This window comes from Candidatus Woesearchaeota archaeon, from assembly GCA_030651135.1.
Taxonomy (GTDB): Archaea; Nanobdellota; Nanobdellia; order Woesearchaeales; family JACPBO01; genus JACPBO01.
The window spans coordinates 63,781-75,821 of sequence record JAUSCS010000013.1 but is presented as its reverse complement, the minus strand read 5'-3'; the positions used below and the strand labels follow the sequence as shown (position 1 = coordinate 75,821).

General features: G+C 37.7%; 17 protein-coding genes. 7 read left to right on the top strand and 10 right to left on the bottom strand.

Translation table 11 applies throughout. The features are described from left to right. Positions 1–14 precede the first annotated feature (14 nt). The 6 genes from Q7J54_06975 to Q7J54_06950 form a co-directional block, all read right to left on the bottom strand. Positions 15–407 carry a PIN domain-containing protein gene (locus tag Q7J54_06975; protein ID MDO8741285.1) on the bottom strand — a complete coding sequence of 131 codons (393 nt, stop codon included), beginning with the start codon at positions 405–407 and terminating at the stop codon, positions 15–17. A 1-nt stretch (position 408) separates the two neighbouring features. Next, the gene (locus Q7J54_06970; protein MDO8741284.1) at positions 409–654 is read right to left on the bottom strand and encodes a hypothetical protein; all 246 of its coding nucleotides are present in this window, start codon (positions 652–654) and stop codon (positions 409–411) included. A gap of 94 nt (positions 655–748) precedes the next feature. Beyond that, positions 749–1,288, bottom strand: coding sequence for an HIT domain-containing protein (locus Q7J54_06965; protein MDO8741283.1), 540 nt, complete (start codon positions 1,286–1,288; stop codon positions 749–751). Next, on the bottom strand, positions 1,285–1,938 hold the full coding sequence (locus Q7J54_06960; GenBank protein MDO8741282.1) for an HIT family protein: 654 nt from the start codon (positions 1,936–1,938) through the stop codon (positions 1,285–1,287). Before Q7J54_06960 ends, Q7J54_06965 begins: the two co-directional genes overlap by 4 nt. Positions 1,939–2,102: 164 nt before the next feature. Continuing rightward, positions 2,103–2,696: an HNH endonuclease signature motif containing protein gene (locus tag Q7J54_06955; protein ID MDO8741281.1), complete on the bottom strand. Its 594-nt coding sequence runs from the start codon at positions 2,694–2,696 to the stop codon at positions 2,103–2,105. An 11-nt stretch (positions 2,697–2,707) separates the two neighbouring features. Then, the gene (locus Q7J54_06950) at positions 2,708–3,511 is read right to left on the bottom strand and encodes a site-specific DNA-methyltransferase (protein MDO8741280.1); all 804 of its coding nucleotides are present in this window, start codon (positions 3,509–3,511) and stop codon (positions 2,708–2,710) included. A 292-nt stretch (positions 3,512–3,803) separates the two neighbouring features. Here Q7J54_06950 and rpl7ae point away from each other — a divergent pair, with 292 nt between their 5' ends. The 5 genes from rpl7ae (at position 3,804) to Q7J54_06925 (ending at position 7,348) form a co-directional block, all read left to right on the top strand. Next, positions 3,804–4,142, top strand: a complete 339-nt coding sequence (gene rpl7ae / locus Q7J54_06945) for a 50S ribosomal protein L7Ae (GenBank protein MDO8741279.1) — start codon at positions 3,804–3,806, stop codon at positions 4,140–4,142. A gap of 120 nt (positions 4,143–4,262) precedes the next feature. Further along, the gene (locus tag Q7J54_06940; GenBank protein MDO8741278.1) at positions 4,263–4,487 is read left to right on the top strand and encodes a 30S ribosomal protein S28e; all 225 of its coding nucleotides are present in this window, start codon (positions 4,263–4,265) and stop codon (positions 4,485–4,487) included. A 1-nt stretch (position 4,488) separates the two neighbouring features. After that, positions 4,489–4,674: a 50S ribosomal protein L24e gene (locus tag Q7J54_06935; GenBank protein MDO8741277.1), complete on the top strand. Its 186-nt coding sequence runs from the start codon at positions 4,489–4,491 to the stop codon at positions 4,672–4,674. Further along, entirely contained in the window at positions 4,671–5,150 is a 480-nt protein-coding gene (ndk, locus tag Q7J54_06930; protein MDO8741276.1) for a nucleoside-diphosphate kinase, read from the top strand. The genes Q7J54_06935 and ndk overlap by 4 nt, the downstream gene beginning before the upstream one ends. Positions 5,151–5,152: 2 nt before the next feature. Then, positions 5,153–7,348 (top strand): elongation factor EF-2, encoded by a 2,196-nt coding sequence (locus Q7J54_06925; protein ID MDO8741275.1) that lies wholly within the window; start codon positions 5,153–5,155, stop codon positions 7,346–7,348. A gap of 13 nt (positions 7,349–7,361) precedes the next feature. Here Q7J54_06925 and Q7J54_06920 read toward each other — a convergent pair whose 3' ends face one another. Further along, the gene (locus Q7J54_06920) at positions 7,362–8,312 is read right to left on the bottom strand and encodes a hypothetical protein (protein ID MDO8741274.1); all 951 of its coding nucleotides are present in this window, start codon (positions 8,310–8,312) and stop codon (positions 7,362–7,364) included. Between the two features lie 121 nt (positions 8,313–8,433). Between Q7J54_06920 and Q7J54_06915 the strand changes: the two genes are divergently transcribed. Next, positions 8,434–8,835, top strand: a complete 402-nt coding sequence (locus Q7J54_06915) for an adenylyltransferase/cytidyltransferase family protein (protein ID MDO8741273.1) — start codon at positions 8,434–8,436, stop codon at positions 8,833–8,835. A 6-nt stretch (positions 8,836–8,841) separates the two neighbouring features. Here Q7J54_06915 and Q7J54_06910 read toward each other — a convergent pair whose 3' ends face one another. Together Q7J54_06910 and Q7J54_06905 are read right to left on the bottom strand one after the other, a co-directional pair. Continuing rightward, on the bottom strand, positions 8,842–9,492 hold the full coding sequence (locus Q7J54_06910) for a DUF1461 domain-containing protein (GenBank protein ID MDO8741272.1): 651 nt from the start codon (positions 9,490–9,492) through the stop codon (positions 8,842–8,844). After that, positions 9,489–10,256 carry a ribonuclease H-like domain-containing protein gene (locus Q7J54_06905; GenBank protein ID MDO8741271.1) on the bottom strand — a complete coding sequence of 256 codons (768 nt, stop codon included), beginning with the start codon at positions 10,254–10,256 and terminating at the stop codon, positions 9,489–9,491. The genes Q7J54_06910 and Q7J54_06905 overlap by 4 nt, the downstream gene beginning before the upstream one ends. A 61-nt stretch (positions 10,257–10,317) precedes the next feature. Between Q7J54_06905 and Q7J54_06900 the strand changes: the two genes are divergently transcribed. Beyond that, positions 10,318–11,130, top strand: coding sequence for an MBL fold metallo-hydrolase (locus Q7J54_06900; GenBank protein MDO8741270.1), 813 nt, complete (start codon positions 10,318–10,320; stop codon positions 11,128–11,130). Here Q7J54_06900 and Q7J54_06895 read toward each other — a convergent pair. After that, a complete protein-coding gene (locus Q7J54_06895) occupies positions 11,122–12,021 on the bottom strand; it encodes a presenilin family intramembrane aspartyl protease (protein MDO8741269.1) in 900 nt (299 codons plus the stop codon). The two genes, Q7J54_06900 and Q7J54_06895, sit on opposite strands and share 9 nt — an antisense overlap. Positions 12,022–12,041: the final 20 nt, after the last annotated feature.

Here is a 12,041-nt window from a genome sequence, read left to right as displayed (position 1 = left end):
AAAATAAAAAACAATTAAAGCACTAGCAAAATAATTTTCAAACCAGGAATCTGCTCAAAATGTTCGTCAGTTGTCAATAAGGTCATTCCATTATCAATAGCGATTGATGCTATAAGGATGTCAAATAAAGGAATCATCTTTCCACTTTTTTCTAGTCCGTATTTGATTTCAGAAAACAGTCTTGAGCTATTCGCAGTAGTATTCAGCAAATAGAAACTATTTAGGTTATCCAGCTCTTTTTTTGATTCGCTTTTTTTACCAGCTAACAGCCCATAATAGACTTCGGAATAAGAAGGGGCAGTGATGCAAACTATTTCTGGCTCTTTTAATTTTGAAAGTTCATCAATAATCTTCTTATTCTTCCTCTCTAGTTCAATATAGATGTTTGAATCCAAAACAAAAGCCATTTTATAATTTCCTGAAGTCAAACCCTTTCCTGAAGCCTTTCATTGCTTTTTTAATATTTTTAACATCATCATCTGATAGTGTTTTTTCTCCATGCAGCAGGTTTTTCCAGTTGCTTTTATTGCACATATCTTTATGCTCATCTACCATTTTTGAAAAAAACTCCCCCATTTTCATACCATGCTTTGCAGATTCTGACTTAAATGCCAGCCAATCTTCATCATTTATGTTTTTTATGCAGACATCCATTTGAAATCACCTTCAATAAGAAAGCCAGAACCTATATTTAAACTTTTCTGTTTTTTATAACTTTTATAACAAATATAACTCTTAATGAAAATAATTAAGGTATTCTCTCCAGTTGCTTTATCAGGTAATTCTCCTCTTTCCCGATCTTTTCAGGAATCTTCTCAGTTTTGTCTTCAATCACAATCGGCTTTGGCTTTTCCCTTTCAAACTCGCCGATATTTTTAGCCTGCTCCTTGAGCTTAAGCTCAACTGTTGACATTTCTTCTTCGCTTAATTGTTTCGGCTTCCAGTTCAGGTTAATGCCATCGTTCTGCATCCTTGGAATTACATGCACCATGAAATGCGCTGCCTTCTGGCCTGCTGCAATTCCGTTCGTTACAATGATATTTGTCCCTTCTACTTTTAATGCATCAAACACAGTCATGGATATCCTGTTTGCAATTTTAAACAATGCATCAACAAGAGGATCAGGAACCTGCTCAATTATCGGATAATGCTCTTTCGGCATGACAAGGACATGGCCTACATTTGCTGGATTTAAGTCGAGGATTGCGATTATACTTTCATCCTCATAGATCTTCTTCGAAGCGGCTTTTCCTTCGATTATTGCGCAGAAAGGGCAGTTGTCCATCATTTTCCACCGCTCAATAAGTTTGTTATGAGATCGAGATCTGAATTCTCATCTGATTTTTTAGTTGGTTTTTCTTTTTTAGGCTCTTTTCTCTTTTCAGTTTTTGTTTCTTTTGGCTTCTCTTCTTTTTTAGGCTCTTCTACAATTTCTGCTTCCACTGCGCCGAGTTTTTCAGCTAATATCTTTCTTACTTTATTCAGGTCATCCTCGCTTATTCTGTTGTGAGGAATTTCCAATCCAACTCCGTCATTTTCAACCCTTGGAATAACATGGATCATGAAATGCTGCGCTTTCTGGCCTGCTGCAACGCCATTTGCAACAAATATTGTTGTGCCATGGCTCTGCAATGCCTTCAGGCTGGCCTGTGATAATGCCTTGGCAACCTTGAAAAGATATCCTATTTCTTCTTCAGGGATCTGCGGCATTATGGAATAATGCTCTTTCGGCAGAACAAGCATATGCCCCGGATTGGCAGGATTGATGTCAAGCACTGCAATGCATTTGTCATCTTCATAGATCTTCTTTGACTGCACTTTTCCGATAATTATATGGCAGAATACGCACTGCTGCTTCTGGAATTCCCGCTGCTCCTCTGGAGACATCTTGCTGATCTTCTCCTGCATAGCATCTGATTGATCTTTTGTGAGCTCCATTTTAAAGATTAAATTGGTTATTGGTATAAAAATGTTGTGGAGATTTGGCGCAAGCGACCCAATTTCCAGTTTAGGCAGTGTTAATTTTAGTGGCAGTTGTTTAATCAAAAAAGCGAAGCGACAACTCAAGAACAATAATTAAGGAGAAACATTTTGTTGTTATCCTATTTCTTCCATACAATATGTCCGTTAATATTATTCTTTTCAAAGACTTCTAAAATTTGAGCACAAAATTGCAGTAATGGCTGATTATTCTCTTTTTTGGATAACTCATACAAGCGAATGAAGAATCTCTTGCCAGTTTCGGTTTGTTTAAAGTTTTTCTTAAGAAAGTTATGCTGACTACAAAGTGTTTGGCCATTTTCTAGTGTTGCTTCTCCTCCAAAATCTTTAGGTTTTATATGGTCTGCATGAAGTTCAAAACCTTCATTTTTTCCTCTTCCACAAAGAACACATTTGTAACCATCTTTTTTGAAGATGGCTTCCCTCACAGCAGGACTAAAATCATCTAATTCTCTAATATTTATATTTTTAGGATCATATCTGTATATCCCTTTTTTGATTTTCTTTAAGTAACCAACTTGATGCAGTTTACGAATTCCCCTATCGGGATCTCTGAATACCTTTCCAGTTCGTTTTAGATATTCAGCAGTAACCCAATCTACAACTTCAGGATGTGATATATCCCTGTTTGGATTTTTCTTAAAATACTCCATAATCATATCGGATTGTGTTGTTTCTTCTGTATCTTTTGCCATATTTATCGCATTTATACTTCAATAGCCCTCTCGTTTAGTTTTTTTTCCAAAAGATTTGCTTCATTGATGATTCTTTTTTTTGCTAAATTACAGTATTCTTCATCAATATCAATACCGATTGATTTTCTGTTATTTAAAGTTGCGGCTATTAATGTTGAACCGCTCCCCATAAACGGGTCTAATACGACATCACCAACAAAACTGAATAATTTAATGCATCTTCTCGGTAATTCAACAGGGAAAGGTGCAGGATGACCACCGGCTCCTTTTTTGCTTTGACCGGGAAAAGTCCATAGACCATTAGTCCAATCCATAAATTCTTGTCTAGTTATATCCGATTCTTTTTTCTCGTTCTTTTTCCAGTCTTTCTTATATAAAATGATAATAAGTTCTACTGGTGCTATCACATAAGGGGCAGATGCACTTAACCAAGAGCCCCAAGCAGTTCTTCGTGAAATATTTCCTTCATTCCATATTATGGTAGAATGATATTTATATCCTATTTTTTTAGCTATTGTTGTAAAATCTGCACCAACACTTTGTTGGCCATCTTTGTTTTTATCTAAGGGAATATTAAGACATAGTCTTCCATCATCTTTCAACCACTTAAAACATTTAGATAACCATTTATGACTAAATTCTAAATATTTTTCATAAGTGATCTTATCATCATGAGAATTATACTTAATATCAACATTATATGGCGGTGATGTAACAATTAAATCAACACTTTCATCAGGAATTTTATCTGTTGAGAGCACATCTTCACAGATGATTTTCAGTTTTTTGTGATTAAAGAAAATTCCCCCTTTCATACATGCAGTAGAATATTGAGTATTTATTAATGTTTGGCTTTTAAACTGTATGTTTTACATTTTCGTTTCATCCGCCCCACCCCCTAGTTCGTTTAGTCGTTCAGAAATAACCCCCTCGTGCTATAACTTTTGCCCTACGAAAATTATAAAAGCAACTAAAATAAAACAACAAACTTTATAAACAAACCCATTTTTCTGGATAATACCAATGATTAATGAAGGCGTCATTGCCTGAATGAGGGAACAAATCATTGTTCTCTGATAATTGAATTGATCAAGCTTGGAGGTCAAAATGGCTGATATATCAAAGGAAACAATAGAAAAGGTTTACGAGGCTATAGAGCTCGCTAAAACAACTGGAAAGATCAAGAAAGGAACAAATGAGGTTACAAAGGCAATAGAGAGAGGAACAGCAAAGTTGGTTGCAATTGCAGCAGATGTAAGCCCGCCCGAAATTGTAATGCACATTCCATTGCTTTGCAAGGAAAAGAACATTGCGTGCATTAAAGTCACATCAAGAGAAGAGCTTGGCGCAGCTGCAGGGTTGGATGTTCCGACAGTCAGCGTTGCAATAGTAAATGAAGGCGAAGCAAAAGAGTTGGTAAAGGAAATAATAAACAGTTCAAGATAAGGAAATAAAATGGCTAAACCGCAAACTGATGTTACAAAGCATCTTAAAACAGATGGCAAAGACGGCAAGAAAGAAGCAGCGCCGCAAAGGCCACAGAAAGGCGAGGAAGAAAAAAAAGGCGTGATTAGCTTTACACAAGCCACTCCTGCAAGAGTCGAAGAGGTCATAGGAAGAACAGGGACAAGAGGAGAAGCAACACAGATCAGGTGCAAGGTGCTGGAAGGCAGGGATCAAAACAAAACTTTGAGAAGAAATGTCAAAGGCCCAATAAGAATAGGCGACATTTTAATGCTGAGGGAAACAGAGATAGAAGCGCAGAGGCTTACGCAGAGCGGAAGGAAATAAAATGGCAAAATGCATATTCTGCAGCAATTTACTGAAGCCCGGAACAGGAAAAATGCTTGTGAAGAATGACGGTAGCCTGCTTTATTTCTGCTCGTCAAAATGCGAGAGGAATTTAAATTTAAATAGAAATCCAAGAAAATTAAAATGGACAGCTGAGCATAAAAGGCTGAAAGAGGGTAAAAAATGATCGAAAGAACATTCATAATGATGAAGCCTGATGCTGTGCAAAGGTGCATCACTGGCGAAATTATAGATAGATTTGAAAATGCAGGTCTGAAAATTGTCGGAATGAAAATGATTTGGATGAGCAAGGATTTTTCAAAGAAGCATTATGAAGCCCATATCAAGAAGCCATTCTACAAAGGGCTGGAAGATTTCATCACATCAGGCCCGGTAATTGCAATGGTTTTAGAAGGACTGCATGCAGTTGAGATTGCAAGAAAATTAGTCGGCGCTACAGAGCCGAGAACAGCGCTGCCTGGAACTATAAGGGGCGATTTTGCGCATCATTCTTACGAGTACACGGACAAGAAAGGAATTTCAATAAAGAATCTTATACACGCGTCATCTTCAAAAGAAGAGGCAAAAAAAGAGATAGAGCTGTGGTTCAAGGCAGAAGAGCTGCACAGCTACAAGACAGTGCATGAAATTCATGTTTTCTAAAAATGGCAGCTGAAACAAGATTAGACAGATTAAGGAGACTGATGAAGGCGCAGACACAGATTAGAAATATCTGCACCTCTGCGCACATACACCACGGAAAAACTGCTTTTACAGACAATCTTCTTGCAGCTGCTGGCCTGATGGCTGAAAAAAATGCCGGAAGCTTAGATGCCGGAATGGAGACGTGGCAGCATAAGGACGAGCAGGACAGATTGCTTACAGTTGATGCTGCAAATGTTTCAATGGTGCATGAATTTGAAGGCAAAGAATATCTGATTAACCTGATTGACACTCCGGGACATATTGATTTCAGCGGAAATGTTACAAGGGCAATGCGCGCAATTGATGGAACCATTGTTCTAGTTTGCGCCTGCGAAGGCATAATGCCGCAGACAGAAACTGTCATAAAGCAGGCATTAAGGGAGAGAGTAAAGCCGCTTCTTTTTATAAACAAGGTTGACAGGCTGATAAAAGAGCTCCAGTTTACTCCGGAGCAGATGCAGGAAAGGTTCATGAAGATTTTCAAGGATTTCAATGTGCTGATAGATGAAATAGCAGAGCCTGAATTCAAGAAGAAATTCCAGGTTGATATCATGGACGGAAGCGTTGCATTTGGCTCAGCAAGGGATAACTGGGCTATGTCTGTTCCGTTTATGAAGAAGAAAAATATAGGCTTCAAGGATATTCTTAAGATTTATGAGCTGGCTGGAGAGGAAAGGAAAAAATGGGTATGGGAGAACGCACCATTGCACGAAGTTGTTCTTGATATGGTCATAAAGCACCTTCCTAATCCGCTTGAAGCCCAAAAATACAGGATTCCAAAAATATGGCATGGCGACCCCGAATCTGAATTTGGAAAAGATATCATAAGCTGCAACCCAAATGGAAAAGTTGCTTTTGTCATAACAAGAATTGTGATTGATTCTAAATCAGGGAAAGAAATATCTGCGGGAAGATTATTTTCAGGCACAATTAAAAACGGAATGGAAGTTTATCTCAATGATGCAAAGCAGTATCAGAGAATACAGCAAGTTCTGATGTACAATGGCATTAAGACAGAGCAGATGGAGGAAGTTCCAGCAGGAAACGTGCTGGCAATTGCAGGGGTTGTTGGAAATGCAGGCGAAACAATAACAGTTGAGCCAGAGCAGGTTTTCACTGAATTAAAGCACATATTTGAGCCAGTAATCACAAAAGCAATAGAAGCTGCAAAGCCAATGGACCTTCCAAAGCTTGTTGAAGTTCTCAGGAAAGTTGCAAAAGAAGATCCTTCTATTAAAATAGAAATCAATGAAGAAACCGGTGAGCATCTGATGTCCGGCATGGGCGAGCTTCATCTCGAAATCATAGAAGGCAGAATAAAAACAGAGAAAGGCGTTGATGTCAAGACATCGCCGCCAATAGTTGTTTACCGGGAGTCTATCACAAAACTATCTCCTGAAATTGAGGGCAAAACTCCCAATAAGCACAATAAATTCATGTTCATTGTTGAGCCGCTTAATGATGAAATCTACAAAGCAGCAGTTGAGGGAATTCTTCCTGAAATGAGAATAAAGAAAAAGGATGAAGAGCTGTGGAAGAACTTGGAAATCAGGGGAATGGAAAGCAAAATTTCAAGAAGAGTCAAGGATATCTATAAAGACAATATGCTGCTTGAAATAACCAGGGGCGAGGTTCATTTACTGGAGGTTATGGAACTTATAATAGATGCTTTTGAAGATGTTATGAGAGCAGGCCCTTTATGCAGAGAGCCATGCAACAAAATAAAGGTAACATTGACTGATGTAAAGCTGCACGAAGATGCTATTCACAGAGGTCCTGCTCAGGTTTATCCTGCTGTAAGAGAAGGCATAAGAGGGGCAATGATGTATGCAAAGCCTGTTTTGCTTGAGCCATTGCAAGTTTTGCTTATTGAAGGCCCTGCAGAATATATGGGAGAGATTTCAAAGCTTGTTTCAAGGAAAAGAGGCCAATTGTTTGAAATGAACCAGCAAGGAACAATGTTTGTTGCAAAAGCAAAGATGCCGGTGGCTGAATTGCTCGGCTGGGCATCTGATCTCAGAAGCGCAACAAGCGGCAGGGGAGTTTCTTCTCTCATAGATCAAATGTTCGAGCCAGTTCCTGCAGAGCTGCAGGCGATCATAATAAAGAAGATCGTTGAGAGAAAAGGATTGACAGAAGGGCAGCTAGGCGCGTAATTTGCAGATTCATTTATTTCAGTATCTGTTCAAGAAATTCTTTGCTTAAATGGTATTTTACATAATTAAAGTCTGCTTTCTTAAAAAGCTGATAAGTTTTCCCCTTTGCCAAGTAATCATGTATCAGCCCTATTTGGTAATCATTCAAAGTCATGCCAATAGGGCTTTTAGCAGATACGGGAATTTTTGGGTATTTATAGCTCATAAGATTTGGCATATCAGCATTATACTCTTCAACAGGATCATTCAGAAATTGATGCGAGTGCCACAAAGCAAACAAATGGCCTATTTCATGGCAGACATAAGAAGCATAAAGCGGCAAAAAAATTCCTTTTACTGCACCATCATTAAGTTTTCCGCCTTTTATAATCCCGTCATTTGTCTGCCTGAATGAATTCGAGGTGTGCATATAAATTGTAGATTCTTCTGGATGCGCTACACCGCAGTCTTCCTGTAAAGTACCTATCAAAGTTCTTTTGAATTTTTCCTTTTCCCCCTCTATAAATCTCTTTGTGCTTTCTGATCCTCCTGATAATTCTTCATCCACCATTCCGGTAAATTTTTCAAAATCAGTTTTAAACCCGGGATTATAGTCCAAATGGTACTGGAATGACCTGTTGGCAAATTCCTCTTCATTAACATAAAGCAATGCAAAATGATCCTCATGGTTAAGGTCTTTTTTGCTTATTTGCTCCTGTTCATCATGAAAAACAAAATCCAGATCAACATCGATTTTATTGTAGAAATCCCTTACAAGGCCGAATATTTCTTTTCTATTTTCATGGAAAAAATCATCTTTCATTGGCTCCACATATACATCAAATCTCACTTTTTTTCTGCGCCTGTTAATAGAGAAAGCATCCGCCAATATATTAAGATTTGACAGCCCTGCACCTAAACAAAATCCGGAAGCGATTCTTAAAAACTCCCTTCTGGTTATGCAGTCCAAATTCAAAGTTTTCATTCTGTGAGCTATACAACAGCTTCTATAAAAATCTTTCTATTTTAACTACCAAAAAGTTACATCTAATATCAAAACAAAAACAAACAAAAGAATTATATAATAAATAATAAATCAACATATTATGATCACTGTCCTTGTTTTCGGAACATTTGACATTGTCCATCCCGGGCATATGAACTTCCTGAAGCAGGCAAAGAAGCATGCTGACAAATTAGTTGTTGTTGTGGCGCGGGATCTTACTGTAAAAGCGCTGAAAGGAAGATTCCCCGAGAACAATGAGGAAAGAAGGCTGAAGAACATCAAAAAGCTGCCCTATGTTGATGAAGCGATGTTGGGCAGTTTGGGAAATGACAAATATGAAATAATAGAAAAGATAAAGCCGGATGTGATAGCGCTCGGATATGACCAGTATTTCTTTACAGAAGATCTGAAAAAAGAGCTGAAAAAGAGGGGAATTCTTGCAGACATTGTAAGGCTGAAGCCGTATAAGGAAGAGATTTATAAAAGCTCTAAGTTGAAGTAACGGGTTTTATTTTTTAAATTTTAAGATTTTTAATAAAAACACCGCTAAAAAAACAGCCAAAGAAATAATAAAGCTGATTGTGCAGATTCTGACCAATGCATCGATCCAGAATTCTTCAGGGAACAATGTTATCAAAAGCCCTGATGCAAAGGCGTAATTGCCCTGCGGAAAAAAGGTTTTGTGGAACAATGAAAATAAAAATTCAAAATTAATGAAAGAGGATAAAAATAAAAGCAAGATCAAAGCCATTGTTGAAAGGCTTCCGTAAAAAAGATAGTTCAAAAATCTTTTAAAGATAATTTTTGTTTTCTCCTTTTTGTATTCTGCATAATACAGATAACTTAAAAACAGCAGTAAAATATTAATCGCCAGTAAAACATAAAAGAAATACCTTGTTTTTAAAATGACTAATTTAACATCCCTCATGTGCGATATTTCTTTCAGGCCAAAGCCATAGACATCCAGGTCCCTTTTATCATTTTTGAAATAATCAAGAATCTGGCCGACAATCTTCTCTTTGTTCTCGACGTTTATATTGTATTTTTCAAATTCATTCAAAATAAACTTTTTGTCATTTATTGTATAAATTGTTACAGACAACATTAGTAAAATAGGAAAAGACAATATCAAAAAAATAAAAATGCCCTTTTTAATCATAAATTTATACTTTCCATGCATTTTTCCTTCAGCCTCTTGTATGTATGATCTGCTATTGCCTTTAAATTTATTATGTCTTCTTCGTTGTACTCTACTAATAGGTTTAAATAATATTCGTCTCCAGTTGCCTTGAACATCCTCCACAGCATAGCAGCATCGCCGCCATAAAACTTCTCAACAATAGGATTCTTTCTCTTTATTCCGAGCTGTTTTTCAATTTCCTTTAAGCCGCCTTTCAGGCCTATCTTGCTGCATGCGTGCCTAAGATCAAAGTGAGGGATAGCGGGGACTAAGCCCGGAAATCTTTTTTTTATGAATGGAAGATCAAAAGTTGCCCCATTAAAGGTTACAATCAATTTGTATTTTTTAAATTCCTCTTTCAATGCATTAACATCAAGGTTTATGCCATTTATCATGGTTTTTGTGTTAATTCCATCATACAGCCCGATCAAAGTTAAATGTGAGTAATTGCTCAGACCAGTTGTTTCGATGTCAAGAAAGCATGTTTCATCCTTAAAGAACTCATAAAGCCGCCAATGCTCTGTTCTCGGCAGCACTTCATCAAAAAACACTGAATTAAGGCTGTAAAGGTTTGCCTTTGCTTTCAAAAGCTGCCTGTCAAAATAAACTTTTTTATAGCCTGCAATGCCCGGAACCCTTTTTGCATTCAGGAAGTCATCCCATGTTTTAATGCCAGCTTTCCACAATGAGGCCTCTTTTTGGCTGCTTATTTTTGGAAGAAAGATGAAGCTGTTCCTGATCATAAGATGAGTATAATAGAAAAATTAATAAACTTATTGCCTATTAGCTCTATTTGGGGTCATAATGCCATACAACATAATATTCCTTGGAACAGCAGGCGAAAGCTTGGTATATGGAAAGCAGATCAGGGGATCTGGCGGCATAATTCTTCAATTGGAGGATTTTCAGTTCCATATTGATCCTGGGCCAGGAACATTACTGGCAGCAGCGCAGTACGGCATCAATGTAAGGGACAATACTGCTGTGCTTGTTTCTCATGCTCATATTAACCATTGCAATGACATAAATGCAGTGATATCTGCAATGACATATTCGGGATTGGACAAAAAAGGAGTCCTGGTCTGCAATAAAACGCTGATCAATGGCGCAGAAGGAATAACAACCCCACTTACTGAGTTTCATAAGAGCTGCCTTGAAAGATTTATCGTATTGGAGAGGGAAACGAAAGTTGCAATAGAGGACATTGAAATAAAGCCGATAAGGCTGAAGCATTCTGACCCTGAAGCTCTTGGCTATAAATTCTTCACCCGAAAATTTGTTTTGTCTTATATTTCAGATACAGAATTCTCAAAAGACATCATAGAGCAGTGCAAAGGCTCCAATGTGCTCATAATCAATGTCCAAAATCCTTCAGGAGTGGAAGAGCCTGGAAGGCTAAGCATAGACGGCGCTGTAAAGATTGTGGAAAAAGTCATGCCAAAATTAGTCATAATAACGCACTTTGGCGCAAAGATGATCAAGGCTGATCCAATGTACGAGGCAAGGGAGCTGCAGAGAAAGACCAATGTTCAGGTCATAGCAGCGACTGACGGATTGTCTGTTGATCCTGTTTCTTATTCTGCGACAAACAGGCAGAAAACATTGAATTTATATTAACCAAATTATAAAATATCCTAATAAGCAGCCTGCTGTTAAGAACGGCATTGCAGGATAAAATCTGTCTTTCTTCGCAAATACAAAAAGCAGGAATAACGCTATTGACACAACAACCGGGATTATTAAGACCTTTAAAAAAGAAAAGTTTTGCAATAAAACACCTGCGAACAATAATGGGAATGCAATATCGCCTCCACCAAGAATTGCCATCTTCAGCTTCTTAGCTTCGCCTTTTATATTTTCGGTTTTTTTAGCTTCTTTTATCCTGTTATAAGGAATAGACAGTCCTGCAAACAATTTTGACTCTGTCTGGAAATTTGCCATTGTTATCATGTGCTTGCTCTGCCAGACTGCAAACATGTCATAAAGCGAGATGAGGATCAGCAGAATGAAAACAGCAAAAAGATTCATTATCGGAACAAATATTGCGGCTATTCCGCCGTAGATGAAAAGCTCTGTCAGGTTATGGATGTAAATATTTGGCCTGTAAACCTTGAATATTGACAAAACAAGGCTTAATAAGAATGCCAGCCAGGCATCCATGAAAGCTGTAAATGCAACTGTCAATGTCAGCAGTACAGAGAAGAAAAACCACAGCTTCCACAAGTTTGTCTTTTTGAATTTTATCAGTACAAGCAGGATAATCGTTCCAACCAGGATTGCTGAGCCTATGTAAATAATAGATACATTCGGCTCAATCTCAGGCCTTTCAATGCCTGCCGGTAGCTCTTTCAAAGTTATGTTTTTTATGATTACAGTTTCGTTCAATGTTTCATTAAAGTAGCTTGTCTGCTGGACATGAACATACTGATTCATAATTGCCAGGCCAATGATCTGAGCAAGGAAGAAAAACAAGACAAGCAATAATGTTATTTTTAAATTGTGCTTCATAAGCTGTGAAAAGTGTAAAG